The sequence below is a fragment of the Xanthomonas sp. DAR 80977 genome, from assembly GCF_041240605.1.
Lineage (GTDB): Bacteria > Pseudomonadota > Gammaproteobacteria > Xanthomonadales > Xanthomonadaceae > Xanthomonas_A > Xanthomonas_A bundabergensis.
Window position 1 is genome coordinate 2,667,866 of sequence record NZ_CP162487.1, and the last position, 18,932, is coordinate 2,686,797.

Sequence of the window (18,932 nt, forward strand, 5' to 3'; positions counted from 1 at the left end):
AAGCCAGCCGATGAACCCGCTTCGCGCTGACGCTGCCTACCCCTGCCTGCGCCGCCAGCCGTCCGCGCGGGCGGCTGGCCGGCGGCGCAGCCAGAGCGTGATCTTGCGGTCCTCTCGTCGTCCGCGATCGGCGGCCGGGTGGTTCGCACAGTGCCGGATGGCGCGGCGCTTGGAAGGGTCTGCATCGGAATTCGCAAGGACACCTGCAAACAAGGTCAAGAGATGGAACGCACTGCGCTGAAGAATCTTTCCATTGCGGAGAAGGAACGCCTGCTGAAGCTGGCCCGGGCGAAGCTGGCACCGCACTACGTCGCGACCTCGCCGATCCGGCCGGTGGATCGCGGCGGCGTGCTGCCGCTGTCGTGGGCGCAACAGCGGCTGTGGTTCCTGGACCAGTTGGACCATGCCGCGGGCGCTGCTTATCACATCCCGGCTGCGCTGCGCTTGAGCGGCGCCCTGGATCGTGCCGCCTTGCAAGCGAGCCTGGATCGAATCGTGGCGCGGCACGAGAACCTGCGCACGACCTTCGTCAGCGTGGAGGGCGAACCGCGGCAGGCGATCGCCGCGGCGGACAGCGGTTTCGCGCTGACCGAGCACGACCTGCGTGGCCTGGATGCCACGGCGCAGGAATCGGCGGTGGCCGAGCTGAGCTTGCGCGAAGCGCGCGCGCCGTTCGACCTCGCGCAAGGGCCGCTGATCCGTGGCCGCTTGCTGGTGTTGTCCGAGCGCGAACATGTGTTGCTGGTGACCCAGCACCACATCGTCTCCGACGGCTGGTCGATCGGCGTGCTGGTGAAGGAAGTCGGCGCCCTTTATGCCGCTTTCAGCCAGGGCCGGTCGGACCCGTTGCCGCCGCTGCCGATCCAGTATGCCGACTACGCGGCCTGGCAACGGCAATGGCTGCAGGGCGAGGTGCTGCAAGGGCAGATCGACTTCTGGCGCAAGCAGCTGTCCGGCGCGCCGGCGTTGCTGGAGCTGCCGACCGACCGGCCACGCCCCGCCGTGCAGAGCTATCGCGGCGATCGCAGTTCGCTGCGCTTGTCGCGCGGATTGAGCGACAAGTTGCGCGCCTTGTCGCAGCGTCACGGCACCACGCTGTTCATGACGCTGCTCGCTGGCTGGTCGGTGCTGCTGTCGCGGCTGAGCGGGCAGACCGACCTGGTGATCGGCAGCCCGGTGGCGAACCGGCAGCGGGCCGAGATCGAGCCGCTGGTGGGTTTCTTCGTCAACACGCTGGCCTTGCGCGTGGACCTGGGCGCCGACCCGACCGTCGCCGAGCTGCTGGCGCAGGTCAGGGCGACGACGCTGGGCGCGTATGCGCACCAGGACCTGCCGTTCGAGCAGGTGGTCGAAGCGGTGCAGCCGGCGCGCAGCTTCAGCCACAGCCCGGTGTTCCAGGTGCTCCTGGTCCTGAACAATACGCCGGGGGGAGAGGGGACGGCGCCATTGCCGGATCTGACCCTGGCGACCGTGGAGACGGTGCAACAAACCGCGCAGTTCGATCTCGCCCTGTCGCTGGCCGACAGCGCCGACGGGCTGGTGGGCGGGGCGATCTATGCCACCGATCTTTTCGACGGCAGCACCATCGAGCGGATGCTCGGGCATTGGGTGACGCTGCTCGAGGCGATGGTCGCCGACGATGCGCAACCGGTGACGCGTCTGCCGTTGCTGACTGCCGCCGAGCGCGAGCAGGTAGTGGCCGGCTTCAATGCGACCCGCGCGCCCTATCCGCAGGAGGCCTTGGTCCATGCATTGTTCGAAGCGCATGCGGCGCGGCAACCGCATGCGATCGCACTCGAATGCGAAGGCACGGGCCTGAGCTACGGCGAACTTAACCGCCGCGCGAACCTGATCGCGCATCGCTTGATCGAACTGGGCGTCGGACCCGACGATCGTGTCGTTCTCTGTGCGCAGCGCGGCATCGCGCTGGCAGCAGGCATGCTCGGCGTGCTGAAGGCCGGCGGCGCCTACGTTCCGCTGGACCCCGCGCTCCCGTCCGACCGCCTGGCGTACATGCTGGAAGACATCCGGCCGGCCGCATTGTTGACCGATGCGGCGCTGCGCGACGCCATGCCGGTACTGGGTACGGCCGCGTGTCCGTTGCTCGTGTTCGACCAGATCGAGTCCTCGTCGGTGCCTCGGCACGCCTCCGATCCGGTGGTGGATGGGTTGACCTCGCGTCACCTGGCCTACGTGATCTACACCTCCGGATCCACAGGCAAGCCGAAGGGGGTGATGGTCGAGCACCGCAATGTGGTGCACCTGACCATCGACAACCCGGATGTGCCGATCGTGCCGAGCGATTGCGTGGGCCATTGCTCCAACCCGGCATTCGACGCGTCGACATGGGAGATCTGGGGCGCCTTGCTCAATGGAGCGCGCTTGCTGGTGATCCCCCAGCCGGTGCTCATGGACCCACAGGCGCTCGGCGAAGCGCTGCGCGAGGGACAGGCGACATTGCTGCTGCTGACGGTCGGGCTGTTCAACGAATACGTGAATGCATTCGGCCTGTCGTTCGCGGGCCTGAAGTATCTGTTGATCGGCGGCGACGTACTGGATCCACGCAGCGTTGCCCGGGCCCTGCAAGGTCCTTCGCCTCCTGCGCACCTGCTGAATTGCTATGGCCCAACCGAAGCCACGACGTTCGCGACCACCTATCGCGTCGCCTCGGTGTCGGAGGGAATGCACAGCATCCCGATCGGCCGGCCGATCGCCAACGCGCAGGTCTATGTGCTCGATGCGCGAGGCGAGCCGATGCCGATCGGGGTCGCGGGGGAGCTGCATATCGGCGGCGCTGGCGTGGCACGCGGCTACTTGCACAGGCCGGAATTGACGGCGGAGCGCTTCCCTGGCGACCGCTTCGCGAAGGATCCCGGTGCCCGGATGTACCGCACCGGCGATCTGTGCCGGTGGCGGCCGGACGGCACGCTCGAGTACCTGGGCCGCAACGATTTCCAGGTGAAGGTGCGCGGGTTCCGGATCGAGCTGGGCGAGATCGAGGCCCGGTTGGCGGCATGCGCAGGCGTGCGCGAGGCGGTGGTGCTGGCGCGCGAGGACGTGCCGGGTGACAAGCGACTCGTGGCCTACGTGGTGCCGCAGGACGGCCATGTGTTGGCGGTTGCTGCGTTGCGCGAGGCGCTGTCGCAGGTCTTGCCGGAGTACATGGTTCCGAGCGCGTTCGTGACGCTGGCGGTCTTGCCGCTAACGCCGAACGGCAAGCTGGACCGCAAGGCGCTGCCAGCGCCGGACCAGGCGGCGGTCGCTAGCCGCAGTTATGAAGCGCCAGTGGGCGAGGTGGAGCAGGCGCTCGCAACGATCTGGCACGAGTTGCTGGGCCTGGCGCAGGTCGGTCGGCACGACCACTTCTTCGAGCTGGGCGGGCACTCGCTGCTGGCGGTGCGGCTGGTGACGCGCGTGCGCGCGACGCTGGGCGTGGAGCTGGCCTTGCGCGAGGTGTTCGCACAGCCAGTGCTGGCGTTGCTGGCCAAGACTGTCTCCGCTGCCGCGGCCACGGTGCAGGAGGCGATCGTGCCGGTGGACCGTACCGGCGTGCTGCCACTGTCGTGGGCGCAACAGCGGCTGTGGTTCCTGGACCAGCTGGACCATGCCGCAGGCGCGGCGTACCACATCCCGGCGGCGCTGCGGCTGAGCGGTGACTTGGATCGTACGGCCTTACAGGCCAGCCTGGACCGGGTCGTGGCGCGGCACGAGAGCCTGCGCACGACGTTCGTCAGCGTGGAGGGTGAACCGCAGCAGGTCATCGCACCGGCGGACAGTGGTTTTGCCTTGGCCGAGCACGACCTGCGCGAGCTGGATACTCCTGCGCAGGAAGCGGCCATCGCCAAGCTGAGTCGTGCTGAAGCGCGTGCGCCGTTCGACCTGGCGCAAGGGCCACTGATCCGTGGTCGCTTGCTGCAACTCTCCGAGAGTGAGCACGTGCTGTTGGTGACCCAGCACCATATCGTCTCCGACGGCTGGTCGATCGGGTTGCTGGTGAAGGAAGTCAGCGCGCTGTACACCGCCTTCCGGGACGGGGCGTCCGACCCATTGCCGGCGCTGCCGGTGCAGTACGCGGACTACGCCACCTGGCAGCGGCGTTGGCTGCAGGGCGCCGCGCTGGAAGACCAATTGGCGTTCTGGAAAACGCAGCTGCACGATGCGCCGGCGCTGCTGGAACTGCCGACCGACCGGCCACGGCCGGCCGTCCAGAGTTATCGCGGCGCGCGTATCGCGGTGCGCGTGCCGCAGGCGCTGAGCGAGCAGTTGCAGCGCCTGTCGCAGCAGCACGGCACGACGTTGTTCATGACCTTGCTGGCCAGCTGGTCGGCATTGCTGGCGCGGCTGAGCGGACAGGGGCAGGTGGTGATCGGCAGCCCGGTGGCGAACCGGCAGCGGGCCGAGATCGAGCCGCTGATCGGCTTCTTCGTCAACACGCTGGCCTTGCACGTGGACCTGCGCGCCGATCCCAGCGTGGCCGAGCTGCTGGCGCAGGTCAGGACGACGACGCTGGGCGCGTATGCGCACCAGGACCTGCCGTTCGAGCAGGTGGTCGAAGCGGTGCAGCCGGCGCGCAGTCTCAGTCACAGCCCGGTGTTCCAGGCGATGCTGAGCTTGAACAACACGCCCAGCGAGGGGGCTCTGCAGCTGCCAGGCCTGGTACTGGCGCCGGTGGAGACGGGCACGCCCAGCGCCCAGTTCGACCTGTCGCTGTCGCTGAGCGAGACGCCGGACGGGCTGGTGGGCGCGCTGGTGTACGCGGCCGACCTGTTCGAGCGCGCGAGCATGGAACGGCTGCTGGGACATTGGCAGACGTTGCTGGCGGCGATGGTGGCCGAGACGGCGCTGCCGGTCAGCCGGCTGCCGTTGTTGTCCGCCGATGAGCGCGAGCAGGTGCTTGTCGGGTTCAACGCGACGCAGGCGGCATATCTGGAGGTTCCGATCCACGCGCTGTTCGAGGTGCAGGCGGCGCAGCAGCCGCAGGCGATCGCACTGGAGTGCGGCGACCAGCGGCTGAGCTACGGCGCGTTGAACGCCCGTGCCAACCAGCTGGCGCACCGGCTGATCGCGTTGGGTGTGCGGCCCGACGACCGCGTGGCGATCTGCATGCCACGCAGTGTGGACATGGTGGTGGGGCTGCTGGGCATCCTCAAGGCGGGCGGCGCCTACGTGCCGCTGGATCCGGCGTATCCGGCCGAACGGCTGGCCTACATGCTGTCCGACAGTGCGCCGGTGGCGCTGCTGACCCAGGCGCAATTGGCTGAGACGGTGGTGGGCGTACACGCCAACGTAGCGGACGTGTCGAAGGTAGCGCTGGTGATGCTGGACGAGACGTTGGCTGCGCAGCCAGCGCACGATCCTGTCATCGCTGGACTCACATCGCGGCACCTGGCCTACGTGATCTACACCTCCGGTTCGACCGGGAAGCCGAAGGGGGTGATGATCGAGCACGCCAACGCAGCCAACCTGGTGGCGTGGGCGCAGGCGAGCTTCTCGGCCGAGCAGCTGGCGACGACGCTGCTGTCGACCTCGATCAACTTCGACCTGGCGGTGTTCGAACTGTTCGTGCCGTTGAGCACGGGCCGCACGGTGCGGCTGGTTCCGGACCTGGTGTCGGCCGGCGCAGCGCTGGCCGGGACGACGCTGGTCAACACGGTGCCCTCGGCGATCGCGGCGGTGCTGGACGGCGACGGGTTGCCGGCGTCGGTGACGACGGTGAACCTGGCCGGCGAGCCGCTGAAGCGGGCGCTGGTGGAGCGGGTGTTCGCGGCAAGCCAGGCGCAGGTAGTGGCGAACCTGTACGGTCCGTCGGAGACGACGACGTACTCGACCTGGACGGCGATGACGCGGGCGGACGGGTTCGTGGGCCATATCGGCCGGCCGATCGCCAACACGCAGGTGTACGTGCTCGGTGCGCAGGGCGAGCCGGTGCCGATCGGGGTGGCGGGGGAGATCCACATCGCTGGTGCTGGCGTGGCGCGTGGCTATTTGAACCGTCCAGACATGACCGCCGAGCGGTTCCTGGCCGATCCGTTCGTGGAAGACGCGAACGCGCGCATGTACCGTACGGGCGATCTTGGCCGCTGGTTGCCCGACGGCACGCTCGAGTACCTGGGCCGCAACGACTTCCAGGTGAAGGTGCGCGGGTTCCGGATCGAGCTGGGCGAGATCGAGGCCAGGCTGGCGGCATGTGCAGGCGTGCGCGAGGCGGTGGTGCTGGCGCGCGAGGATGTGCCGGGCGACAAGCGGCTCGTGGCCTATGTCGTGGCTGAAGAAGGCGCCGAACCGTCGGCCATGGCGCTGCGCGAAGCGCTGTTGCAGGTGCTGCCGGAGTACATGGTCCCGAGCGCGTTCGTGACGCTGGCGGTCTTGCCGCTGACGCCGAACGGCAAGCTGGACCGCAAGGCGCTGCCGGCGCCGGACCAGGCGGCGGTCGCCAGCCGCATTTATGAAGCCCCAGTCGGTGAGGTGGAGCAGGCGCTCGCAACGATCTGGCAGGAGCTGCTGGGCCTGGAACGAGTCGGGCGGCACGACCACTTCTTCGAGCTGGGCGGGCACTCGTTGCTGGCGGTGCGGCTGGTGACGCGCGTGCGTGCGACGCTGGGCGTGGAGCTGGCCTTGCGCGAGGTGTTCGCGCAGCCGGTACTGGCGTCGCTGGCCAGGAGCGTCTCCGCTGCCGCGGCCACGGTGCAGGAGGCGATCGTGCCGGTGGACCGCACCGGCGCGTTGCCGCTGTCGTGGGCGCAGCAGCGGCTGTGGTTCCTGGACCAGCTGGACCATGCCGCAGGCGCGGCGTACCACATCCCGGCGGCGCTGCGGCTGAGCGGTGACTTGGATCGTACGGCCTTGCAGGCCAGCCTGGACCGGGTCGTGGCGCGGCACGAGAGCCTGCGTACGACGTTTGTCAGCGTCGAGGGTGAACCGCAGCAGGTGATCGCCGCGGCCGATGTCGGGTTCGCGCTAGCCACGCATGACCTGCGCGAGCTGGATGCTCCTGCGCAGGAAGCGGCCATCGCCGAGCTGAGCAGCGCTGAAGCGCGTGCGCCGTTCGACCTGGCGCAAGGGCCACTGATCCGTGGCCGCTTGCTGCAACTCTCCGAGAGCGAACACGTGTTGCTGGTCACCCAGCACCATATCGTCTCCGACGGCTGGTCGATCGGGGTGTTGGTGCGCGAGGTCAGCGCGCTGTACACCGCCTTCCGGGAAGGTGCGCCCGACCCATTGCCGGCGTTGCCGGTGCAGTACGCGGACTACGCCGCCTGGCAGCGGCGTTGGCTGCAGGGCGCCGCGCTGCGGGAGCAGCTGGCGTTCTGGAAGACACAGCTGGGCGAGGCGCCGGCGTTGCTGGAATTGCCGACCGACCGGCCTCGGCCGGCCGTCCAGAGTTATCGCGGCGCGCGTATCGCGGTGCGCGTGCCGCAGGCGCTGAGCGAGCACCTGCAGCGCCTGTCGCAGCAGCACGGCACGACGCTGTTCATGACCTTGCTGGCGAGCTGGTCGGCGCTGCTGTCGCGGTTGAGCGGGCAGGCGCAGGTGGTGATCGGCAGCCCGGTGGCGAACCGGCAGCGGGCCGAGATCGAGCCGCTGATCGGCTTCTTCGTCAACACGCTGGCCTTGTATGTGGACCTGCGGGCCGATCCCAGCGTGGCCGAGCTGTTGGCGCAGGTCCGCACGACGACGCTGGGCGCGTATGCGCACCAGGACCTGCCGTTCGAGCAGGTGGTCGAAGCGGTGCAGCCGGCACGCAGCCTCAGCCACAGCCCGGTGTTCCAGGCGATGCTGAGCTTGAACAACACGCCCAGCGAGGGCGCCCTGCAGCTGCCGGGCCTGGCGCTGGCGCCGGTAGAGACGGGCACGCCCAGTGCCCAGTTCGACCTGTCGCTGTCGCTGAGCGAGACGCCCGACGGGTTGTCGGGTGCGCTGGTCTATGCGGCCGACCTGTTCGAGCGCGCGAGCATGGAACGGCTGCTGGGGCATTGGCAGACGTTGCTGGCGGCGATGATGGCCGAGACGGCGCTGCCGGTCAGCCGGCTGCCGTTGTTGTCCGCCGACGAGCGTGCGCAGGTGCTGCACGGGTTCAACGCGACCAGCATGGACTACCCGCAGGACACCCCGATCCACGCGCTGTTCCAGGCGCAGGCCGCGCAACAGCCACAGGCAATTGCACTGGAGTGCGGCGACCAGCGGCTGAGCTACGGCGCGTTGAACGCCCGTGCCAACCAGCTGGCGCACCGGCTGATCGCGTTGGGTGTGCGGCCCGACGACCGCGTGGCGATCTGCATGCCACGCAGTGTGGACATGGTGGTGGGGCTGCTGGGCATCCTCAAGGCGGGCGGCGCCTACGTGCCGCTGGATCCGGCGTATCCGGCCGAACGGCTGGCCTACATGCTGTCCGACAGTGCGCCGGTGGCGCTGCTGACCCAGGCGCAATTGGCTGAGACGGTGGTGGGCGTACACGCCAACGTAGCGGACGTGTCGAAGGTAGCGCTGGTGATGCTGGACGAGACGTTGGCTGCGCAGCCAGCGCACGATCCTGTCATCGCTGGACTCACATCGCGGCACCTGGCCTACGTGATCTACACCTCCGGTTCGACCGGGAAGCCGAAGGGGGTGATGATCGAGCACGCCAACGCAGCCAACCTGGTGGCGTGGGCGCAGGCGAGCTTCTCGGCCGAGCAGCTGGCGACGACGCTGCTGTCGACCTCGATCAACTTCGACCTGGCGGTGTTCGAACTGTTCGTGCCGTTGAGCACGGGCCGCACGGTGCGGCTGGTTCCGGACCTGGTGTCGGCCGGCGCAGCGCTGGCCGGGACGACGCTGGTCAACACGGTGCCCTCGGCGATCGCGGCGGTGCTGGACGGCGACGGGTTGCCGGCGTCGGTGACGACGGTGAACCTGGCCGGCGAGCCGCTGAAGCGGGCGCTGGTGGAGCGGGTGTTCGCGGCAAGCCAGGCGCAGGTAGTGGCGAACCTGTACGGTCCGTCGGAGACGACGACGTACTCGACCTGGACGGCGATGACGCGGGCGGACGGGTTCGTGGGCCATATCGGCCGGCCGATCGCCAACACGCAGGTGTACGTGCTCGGTGCGCAGGGCGAGCCGGTGCCGATCGGGGTGGCGGGGGAGATCCACATCGCTGGTGCTGGCGTGGCGCGCGGCTACTTGAACCGTCCAGACCTGACCGCCGAGCGGTTCCTGGCCGATCCGTTCGCCAGCGACGCCATGGCCCGGATGTACCGGACGGGGGACCTCGGTCGTTGGTTGCCGGACGGCACGCTCGAGTACCTGGGGCGCAACGATTTCCAGGTGAAGGTGCGCGGGTTCCGGATCGAGCTGGGCGAGATCGAGGCGCGGTTGGCGGCATGCGCAGGCGTGCGCGAGGCGGTGGTGCTGGCACGCGAGGACGTGCCGGGCGACAAGCGGCTCGTGGCCTATGTCGTGGCTGAAGAAGGCGCCGAACCGTCGGCCATGGCGCTGCGCGAAGCGCTGTTGCAGGTGCTGCCGGAGTACATGGTCCCGAGCGCGTTCGTGACGCTGGCGGCCTTGCCGCTGACGCCGAACGGCAAGCTGGACCGCAAGGCGTTGCCGGCGCCGGACCAGGCGGCGGTGGCCAGCCGCAGTTACGAAGCCCCAGTCGGTGAGGTGGAGCAGGCGCTCGCAACGATCTGGCAGGAGCTGCTGGGCCTGGAACGAGTCGGGCGGCACGACCACTTCTTCGAGCTGGGCGGGCACTCGTTGCTGGCGGTGCGGCTGGTGACGCGCGTGCGTGCGACGCTGGGCGTGGAGCTGGCCTTGCGCGAGGTGTTCGCGCAGCCAGTGCTGGCGTCGCTGGCCAGGAGCGTCTCCGCTGCCGCGGCCACGGTGCAGGAGGCGATCGTGCCGGTGGACCGCACCGGCGCGTTGCCGCTGTCGTGGGCGCAGCAGCGGCTGTGGTTCCTGGACCAGCTGGACCATGCCGCAGGCGCGGCGTACCACATCCCGGCGGCGCTGCGGCTGAGCGGTGACTTGGATCGTGCGGCCTTGCAGGCCAGCCTGGACCGGGCCGTGGCACGGCACGAGAGCCTGCGCACGACGTTCGTCAGCGTGGAGGGTGAACCGCAGCAGGTGATCGCACCGGCCAATATCGGGTTCGCGCTAGCCACGCATGACCTGCGCGAGCTGGATGCTCCTGCACAGGAAGCGGCCATCGCCGAGCTGAGTAGCGCCGAAGCCCGGGCGGCGTTCGATCTGGAACGCGGCCCGTTGATCCGCGGCCGGCTGTTGCAACTGTCCGAACAGGAACACGTGCTACTGGTGACCCAGCACCACATCGTCTCCGACGGCTGGTCGATCGGGGTACTTGTGCGTGAAGTCAGCGCGCTGTACACCGCCTTCCGGGAGGGGGCGCCCGACCCCTTGCCGGCGTTGCCGGTGCAGTACGCGGACTACGCCGCCTGGCAGCGGCGTTGGCTGCAGGGCACCGTGCTGGAAGAACAGCTGGCATTCTGGAAGGCGCAGCTGGGCGAGGCCCCGGCGCTGCTGGAACTCCCGACCGACCGGCCTCGGCCGATGACGATGAGTTATCGCGGTGGCAGTGTGCCTGCGCGCTTGCCGGCGGAGTTGGTCGGTGCCGTCCGTTCGTTGTCCAAACAGCACGGCACGACGCTGTTCATGACCTTGCTGGCCAGCTGGTCGGCGCTGCTGGCGCGGCTGAGCGGGCAGGGGCAGGTGGTGATCGGCAGCCCGGTGGCGAACCGGCAGCGGGCCGAGATCGAGCCACTGATCGGCTTCTTCGTCAACACGCTGGCCTTGCACGTGGACCTGCGCGCCGACCCGACCGTGACCGAGCTGTTGGCGCAGGTCCGCACGACGACGCTGGGCGCGTATGCGCACCAGGACCTGCCGTTCGAGCAGGTGGTCGAAGCGGTGCAGCCGGCACGCAGCCTCAGCCACAGCCCGGTGTTCCAGGCGATGCTGAGCTTGAACAACACGCCCAGCGAGGGCGCCCTGCAGCTGCCGGGCCTGGCGCTGGCGCCGGTAGAGACGGGCACGCCCAGTGCCCAGTTCGACCTGTCGCTGTCGCTGAGCGAGACGCCCGACGGGTTGTCGGGTGCGCTGGTCTATGCGGCCGACCTGTTCGAGCGCGCGAGCATGGAACGGCTGCTGGGGCATTGGCAGACGTTGCTGGCGGCGATGATGGCCGAGACGGCGCTGCCGGTCAGCCGGCTGCCGTTGTTGTCCGCCGACGAGCGTGCGCAGGTGCTGCACGGGTTCAATGCGACGCAGGCCGCATATCCGGAGGTGCCGATCCACACGCTGTTCCAGGCGCAGGCGACACGGCAGCCACAGGCGATCGCACTGGAGTGCGGCGACCAGCAGTTGAGCTACGGCGCGTTGAACGACCGTGCCAATCAACTGGCACATCGGCTGATTGAACTTGGCGTACGGCCCGACGATCGCGTGGCGATCTGCATGCCGCGCAGCGTGGACATGGTGGTGGGGTTGCTGGGCATCCTCAAGGCGGGCGGCGCCTACGTGCCGCTGGATCCGGCGTATCCGGCCGAACGGCTTGCCTACATGCTGGCCGACAGTGCGCCGGTGGCGCTGCTCACCCAGGCGCAATTGGCCGGCACGGTGAAGGATCTCCATACCGCCGATGCAGGGCTAGCAGTGGTGGCGATGGACACGGACGCGGCACTACTTCAGCAACCGACGCACGATCCGGTCATCGCTGGACTCACATCGCGGCACCTGGCCTACGTGATCTACACCTCCGGTTCGACCGGGCAGCCGAAGGGGGTGATGATCGAGCACGCTTCCGTGGTCAACCTGTGTGCAGAACTGGAGCACTCGGTCTTCGGCGGGTTGCCCGGCGACGAGCGTGTCGCGTTGAACGCATCGTTGTCGTTCGACGCATCGGTTCAAGCATTGACCCAACTCTTGTCCGGGCGCTGCGTCGTGGTGATCCCGGAAGCCGTCCGGATCGATGCCGGCGCGCTGCTGCAGTTCCTGAGCCAGCACCGTATCGGAGCCCTCGACTGCACGCCGGCGCAACTGGGATTCCTGCTGGATGCCGGTTTGCTGGAAAGCCCCATCGCCTCATTGAAAGCCGTGTTGGTTGGCGGCGAAGCCATTGCGCCAGGCATGTGGACGAAGCTGAGCCGGTCAGCGACGCTACGGATCTTCAATGTGTATGGCCCGACGGAATGCACGGTCGACAGCACCCTTGCCGCCGTCAATGATGCTGGAGAACGCCCGCACATAGGCGGACCGATTGCGAATGCACGGGTCTATATCCTGGATGCGCAAGGACAACCGGTGCCGATCGGGGTGGCGGGGGAACTGCATATCGGAGGCGCCGGCGTGGCGCGCGGATATCTGAACCAGCCCGGTTTGACCCTGGAGCGCTTCGTCGACGATCCGTTCGTGGAGGATCCTGCTGCCAGGATGTACCGGACCGGCGATCTCGGTCGCTGGTTGCCGGACGGCACCATCGAGTACCTGGGGCGCAACGACTTCCAGGTGAAGGTGCGCGGATTCCGGATCGAGCTGGGGGAGATCGAAGCGAGGTTGGCGGCGTGCACGGGCGTGCGCGAGGCCGTGGTGCTGGCGCGCGAGGACGTGCCGGGCGACAAGCGGCTCGTCGCGTATGTGACGGCCGAAGAAGAGACCGAGCTGTCGGTGGCGGCACTGCGCGAAGCGCTCCTGCAAGCCCTGCCGGAGCACATGGTGCCGAACGCGTTCGTGGCATTGCCGGCCTTGCCGCTGACGCCCAGCGGCAAGCTGGATCGCAAGGCATTGCCGGCGCCGGACCAGGCGGCGGTGGCCAGTCGCAGTTACGAAGCCCCGGTGGGCGAGATCGAGCAGGCGATCGCGGCGATCTGGCAGGAACTGCTGGGCTTGGAGCGGGTGGGGCGCCACGATCACTTCTTCGAACTGGGCGGGCATTCGCTGCTTGCGATCAAGCTGATGCATGCACTGCGGATGCGCTTGGGAGCAGAGGTGCCGATAGCCGCGATATTCTCGACATCCAGTCTGACGGGCCTTGCCTCGATGGTCGAGACGGGCCGCCATTCGCAATCGCTGGTCGTGCCACTGCAAACCCAAGGCGAGGACAGGCCCCTGTTCTGTTTCCACCCGGTAGGCGGGCATGTCTCTTTCTATCGGGCATTGGCGCGACAACTGGCACCGCAGCTTCCGGTCTATGGCATCCAGGCTCCGGACGCGATCGGGCTGCCACACCGATTCGAGGCGATAGCGGACATGGCGAGCGCTTACGCAAGCGCCATCCATGCGGCTCAGGCAATCGGACCGTATCGCCTGCTCGGGTGGTCCACGGGCGGCGTCATCGCCTCGGCGGTGGCGGCACACATGATCGAGAATGGCGACGAGATCGAGTATCTCGGCCTGATTGATTCCCGATCGAACTTCGACGATGCTGGAATGGATGAAGACGAGCTGATGCTCAAGGCCGCGTTGGTGGAGTTGCGCGGCAACGGGTTCTCCCAGAAGGAAAACGGAAGCGGGCGCATGACGCTCGGGCCAAGGTCGGTGAAGGAGCTGCTGCAAATGGAATTCCTGGAAGCGGAACCGTATCTGAGGCAGTGGCTGAAGCCCGGGTTCAACGCCGAGACGTTCGGGCACTTCAGGTCGCAAGTCCCCATCACGCACCGGCATCTGCGATTGCTGGCAGGCTACCGGCCGAGTCCGGTGCAGGCACCCGTGCAGACGTTCTGGGCAACAAGACACGCGGTATCGGCATCGGCGAACCAGGGTCCGCATGCCGCCGAGCCATGGACAAGCGGCACCGCAACTCGGCATCTCGATACGGATCACTACGGCTTGATGGCCGAGCCCAACGTGCAGCGCATCGCCGAGGCGATCGTGGAATTCCTGCAACCTGGCAAGGTGCCGTCGAAACCCAATGACGCCCACGCCCAGCTTGCAGTGCTAGAGATCGTTCCTTAAGGAGCTTCACGACATGCATTGGAATCCCTGGCTCATCAGAATGACCGCCCAGCCACCGCGCATGCGGCTGTTCTGCTTTGCATACGCGGGCGGAAGCGCCTTCAATTTCGCTTCCTGGCGCGCTGCGTTGCATCCGTCCGTGGAGATCTGCGCCCTGCAGCTGCCTGGGCGTGGTGCGCGCATCGCCGAACCACCGATCGCCTCGATGCAGACACTGCTGAAATCGATGGCGCCGGCGGTCACGCAGCACAGCAACCTTCCCTTTGCGTTCTTCGGCCATAGCGTCGGGGCGCTGATCGCCTTCGAACTCGCGCGCTATCTGCGGCTGCATGGCGTCGCGGGTCCGCAATGCTTGTTCATGTCCGGCTGCCAGGCACCGCAATTCCGCAGCCCGTCCAGGCAATTGCAGCGCCTTCCCGACGCTGCCTTCATCGAAGAGCTGCGCGGCTACAACGGCACGCCCGCCGAAGTGCTGGAAAGCAGCGAACTGATGACGCTGATGCTGCCGGCAATTCGCGCCGACTTCGCCCTGGCCGAGAACTACGCGTACCGGTCCGGGCCGCTGCTGCAGGTCCCGATCAGCGTCTATGCCGGAAAGCAGGACGACAACAAGGGCGCGGGCCAGGTGGAAGGATGGAGCAAGGAGACTTCCGCCAGCTGTCGCACGACATGGTTCGACGAAGGGCATTTTTTCATCAACACCCATCGCGCGGCCGTGCTCGATCAGCTCAATATCGAACTGGAAGAGCTCCTGGAACAACGCTGCGTCCGCAGCCTGGGGATGGAGGACGCGACTCGCAGCGCAAATTCCAGCGCATCAAGCCGGCCGAGCTTCATCTAGCGCATCGAGCCGCAGAACACATTCGATCAGATCGTCTGGATCGGAAAGACCAGCACCCGAATCACACCGCATGGAGATCGGTTTTATGAAAGTGAGTTCACTGTTCTCGACATCGGATCATCATCCGGTCGTCGTCACGCCAGAAGCGGATGCCAGCCTCGATGCACTGCACGGCTACTTGGCGAGCGAGAATTCCAGGGTAGAGGAGCTGCTGTTGCGGCACGGCGGGATTCTCTTCCGGGGATTCGAGCTGAATGGTGCGCAGGATTTCCACAATTGCGCGGAACGCCTGGGTGGCAAGCCGTTCGGCTACGTCGGCGGCGATTCGCCACGCAATCGCGTAGTGGCCGATGTCTTCACCTCGACGGAGTACCCGGCGACCGAAGTGATATCGATGCACAACGAGATGTCCTACCTGCCGAGCTGGCCGACGCGGCTGTTCTTCTACAGCCTCGTTCCCGCCACATCGGGCGGGCAGACCTCGCTCGCCAGCAGTCGCGACATCCTGCGTGCGCTGCCCCAGGAAATAGCCAGCAAGTTTCGGGAAAAGAAGATCAACTACATCCGCAACTTCCAGCCCAGCATTCCGTTCGGGAAGAGCTGGCAGGCGACCTACCAGACCGAAGATCGTGCCCAGGTGGAAAAGATCGCCGCCGAGCAAGGCTCTGTCTGCACATGGTCGGCCAATGGCATGCTGCGCGTCTCCACCCGCTGCGAGGCGTTCACCACGCATCCGCGCACGGGCGAGGAAGTCTGGTTCAACCAGGCCGAGCAATGGCATTCGTCGGCATTGAACCCAGCCATCCGCGGCATGTTCGAGCAGATGGTAGGGAAGGGCAACCTGCCGCACGAATGCGAGTACGGCGACGGCGAAGCGATGGAGGAGGAGGTGCTTGCGGAAGTGCGCCGGATCCTCAACCACAACAAATTGCTGTTCGATTGGCAGCGGAACGACCTGCTGATGATCGACAACGTCCTGATGATGCATGGCCGCGAGTCGTTCAAGGGCGAGCGCAAGACGCTCGCCTATCTTTCTTCGACCTGAGCAGATCGTGCGGACCGGGGTGGCTGGCGGCGCCAGCTGCACGTCCATCGACTCCTTCGCATCTCCAGAAGCAAACACCTTATAAGGACATTCAATGCATCCGAACGATGCCGTTTTTCTGAAATCCGGGACGAAGATCGAGCCGCTCGTCTGCGGCTGGTATGCATGGCCATATCTGATCGCCCCGGTGCAACTGGCGATGAACCTCAAGTTCCGGCTCTTGCCACTGATGCAGTCTTTCGTGACGAATCCGGCGGCGCACCTGGCGGCGAGCAGCGACCCGAAGATGTACGGGGGCCCTTTCGTCAGCCTTGCGCTGGAGGATGTGCCTGCCGTCGAACAGCTGATAGCGGAAACCCAGGATCGATACGCCCCGGTGTTGACCTTTGCCGAGGACCTGAAGAATTTCAGCGCCACGCTTCAGGCCGAGGCCAACGGGTTTTCCCTGAATGGCTTCTATTCCAAGCTCCCACAATCGTTGCGCGGCCTGGTCGAGTGCCTGTACGACACGAACGACCATCCGAGCATCCGGCTTTTCGAAGACCTCGTCTACGATGAAGGCATGAGCGGGAAGCAGGAAATTTTCCTGCAGCTGACCGGCGAACAGGAGCGGCATTTCTTCATGAGCACGCCGCGCCTGGACAGCAAGGATTCCTTCCGTTTCGACATGCAGTTCTCCGACAAGAGGATGGACGCGCTCGCGGGCATGCGCACGAAGGCCAGGCCCTTCCAGGAGATTGCGGATCTGTTCGGGGTGGCCGCCGATGCCGCCCCGGCGTTCGCCGAATTCTTCACCACGACGCCGCCGGTGACGAACGGGGTCAATGGCTATGCGGGCGCCGGGATCCGCATGCGCTACTTCGGCCATGCCTGCGTGCTGTTCCAGACCGAACAGACATCGATCCTGTTCGATCCGATGGTGGCATTCGAGACCAAGGGCGATGGACGATTCACCTACAACGATCTCCCCGACTTCATCGACTATGTGGTCCTGACCCACTCCCATCAGGATCACTTCTGCGCAGAGATGCTGATCCAGCTCCGGCATCGGATCGGCAAGGTGATCGTGCCGGCGAACAACAGCGGCAACGTCGCCGATCCGTCGATGAAGTTGATGCTGCAGTCCCTGGGGTTCGACGACGTGGAAGTGCTGGACGCATTCGAGCGCGTCGAGGTTCCCGAAGGGGAGATTCTCAGCCTGCCGTTCACCGGAGAGCATGCCGACCTGAGCATCTACAGCAAGCATGCCATCGCACTGACGCTGAAGGGGCGCAAGCTCATGTTCCTGATCGACTCCGATGGCGTCGACGGCATGCTCTACCAACGGATGATGCGCAGGGTAGGGAAGATCGACGCGCTGTTCCTTGGCATGGAGTGCCATGGCGCGCCGCTTGCCTGGCTGTACGAGCCGCTGCTCGGAAAGCCGGTCAGCCGCAAGAACAACGAATCCAGGCGCCTCTCCGGCGCCAATTGCGAACGTGCGTGGAACGTACTGAGCGAGGTGAAGCCGCCAAGGGTATTCATCTATGCGATGGGGCAGGAGCCATGGCTGCAGTACATGATGGGCCTGAAATACGAGCCGGACAGCATTCAGCTGGTCGAATCGGACATGTTCCTGGACAAGTGCAAGCAGGCAGGCATTCCCGGCGAACGTCTTTTTTGCAGCCGAGAACTTGAGTTCTGAGATGGATCGGCTTTCCGCCGAGAAGAGCTGCTCGCGCAATGCCGGGGCGTTCCATGCAGGCCGCGCGGGATCAATCCAATTGAATCAAGGAGCGTTCAATGTCGGTATGCGCAGTCGTCGAGCTTGATGGAACCCCAGCCATCCAAGACTCCTTCCAGGTGTTCGCCGAGGTCGAATCGGGCGTCAGAAGCTATTGCAGGCGATTCCCCGCGGTTTTCTCCACGGCAAGGAATGCCGTTCTGCAGGACGAGAACGGGCGCAAGTACATCGACTTCCTCGCCGCGGCCGGCTCGCTCAACTACGGGCACAACAATCCCGTCGTGCGCGACAGATTGATCGAATACCTGACGAACGACGGCGTCATCCAGGCGCTCGACCTGCACACGCTTGCGAAGCGTGACTTCTTGCAGGAGTTCAAACGCGTCGTCCTGTCGCCGAGAGGCTACGACTACCGGTTGCAGTTCACCGGGCCGACCGGGACCAATGCGGTCGAGGCGGCGCTGAAGCTCGCACGCAAGGTAACCGGGCGGCGCAACGTCGTCGCCTTCACCAACGCATTCCATGGCATGACCCTGGCCTCGCTCGCCGCATCGGCGAGAGCGTCCAAGCGCGCGGCGGCTGGCGTTTCGCTGCACGACGTCGTGCGCATGCCTTACGACGGCTTCCTGGGCAAGGACATCGACTCGCTGGACGTCGTCGAGGCGCTGCTTCTGCGCAGCGGGTCCGGCATCGACCTTCCAGCAGCGTTCATCGTCGAGACGGTGCAGGCAGAGGGTGGCATCAATGTCGCATCCTCCGCATGGCTCGCACGCCTGGCCGAGCTGGCCAAGAAGCACGACATCGTGCTGATCGTGGATGACATCCAGGCGGGTTGCGGCCGCACTGGCGCGTTTTTCAGTTTCGAGCGGGCCGGAATCTATCCCGACATCGTCTGCCTGTCGAAATCCATCTCCGGCTATGGCCTGCCGATGTCCCTGGTTCTGATGAAACCCGGCCTGGATCGCTGGGAGCCAGGCGAACACAACGGAACCTTCCGCGGCAACAATCTTGCGTTCGTTGCCGCCACGGCGGTGCTGGAATACTGGGAGGACCACAGGTTCTGCAATGCGATCGAATACAGATCGCGGCTGATGGCCGAGGCGCTGCAGTCCATGCAAGCCTCCGCTCCCGAGCACATCTCCGAAGTGCGCGGGATCGGCATGTTGCAGGGCCTGGTCTTCCAGGACAGACGTATCGCCGACAGCGTCTCCCAGGCAGCGTTCGAAAAGGGGCTGATCGTCGAGCTATGCGGACCGGACGAAAATGTCGTCAAGCTCATCCCTCCCTTGACGATCGAGGAAGACGTCCTGCTGGACGGGCTGGAGCGCCTTTCCGCCGCGGTCGACGCGCAGTTCGGCAACCGCGCTTAGCCACGTCGG

The 18,932-nt window shown here is 66.4% G+C and carries 5 protein-coding genes; all 5 read left to right on the forward strand.

Going from position 1 to position 18,932, the window contains the following annotated elements:
* Nucleotides 1-222 precede the first annotated feature (222 nt).
* The 5 genes from AB3X10_RS11300 (at nucleotide 223) to ectB (ending at nucleotide 18,923) form a co-directional block, all read left to right on the forward strand.
* Nucleotides 223-13,944: an amino acid adenylation domain-containing protein gene (locus tag AB3X10_RS11300; protein WP_369981521.1), complete on the forward strand. Its 13,722-nt coding sequence runs from the start codon at nucleotides 223-225 to the stop codon at nucleotides 13,942-13,944.
* A 13-nt stretch (nucleotides 13,945-13,957) separates the two neighbouring features.
* Complete coding sequence (locus AB3X10_RS11305) at nucleotides 13,958-14,785, forward strand: thioesterase II family protein (RefSeq protein ID WP_369981523.1); 828 nt, start codon at nucleotides 13,958-13,960, stop codon at nucleotides 14,783-14,785.
* 70 nt (nucleotides 14,786-14,855) lie between these two features.
* A complete protein-coding gene (locus tag AB3X10_RS11310; RefSeq protein ID WP_369981525.1) occupies nucleotides 14,856-15,830 on the forward strand; it encodes a TauD/TfdA family dioxygenase in 975 nt (324 codons plus the stop codon).
* A 94-nt stretch (nucleotides 15,831-15,924) separates the two neighbouring features.
* On the forward strand, nucleotides 15,925-17,514 hold the full coding sequence (locus AB3X10_RS11315) for an MBL fold metallo-hydrolase (RefSeq protein ID WP_369981527.1): 1,590 nt from the start codon (nucleotides 15,925-15,927) through the stop codon (nucleotides 17,512-17,514).
* Nucleotides 17,515-17,612: 98 nt separating this feature from the next.
* The gene (ectB, locus tag AB3X10_RS11320) at nucleotides 17,613-18,923 is read left to right on the forward strand and encodes a diaminobutyrate--2-oxoglutarate transaminase (protein WP_369981530.1); all 1,311 of its coding nucleotides are present in this window, start codon (nucleotides 17,613-17,615) and stop codon (nucleotides 18,921-18,923) included.
* Nucleotides 18,924-18,932: the final 9 nt, after the last annotated feature.

Excerpts from the sequence above, each read along its gene's own strand:
- AB3X10_RS11310 (WP_369981525.1), top strand. The coding sequence starts at position 14,856 with ATGGAGATCGGTTTTATGAAAGTGAGTTCACTGTTCTCGACATCGGAT.
- AB3X10_RS11300 (WP_369981521.1), top strand. The coding sequence starts at position 223 with ATGGAACGCACTGCGCTGAAGAATCTTTCCATTGCGGAGAAGGAACGC.
- AB3X10_RS11315 (WP_369981527.1), top strand. The coding sequence starts at position 15,925 with ATGCATCCGAACGATGCCGTTTTTCTGAAATCCGGGACGAAGATCGAG.
- ectB (WP_369981530.1), top strand. The coding sequence starts at position 17,613 with ATGTCGGTATGCGCAGTCGTCGAGCTTGATGGAACCCCAGCCATCCAA.
- AB3X10_RS11305 (WP_369981523.1), top strand. The coding sequence starts at position 13,958 with ATGCATTGGAATCCCTGGCTCATCAGAATGACCGCCCAGCCACCGCGC.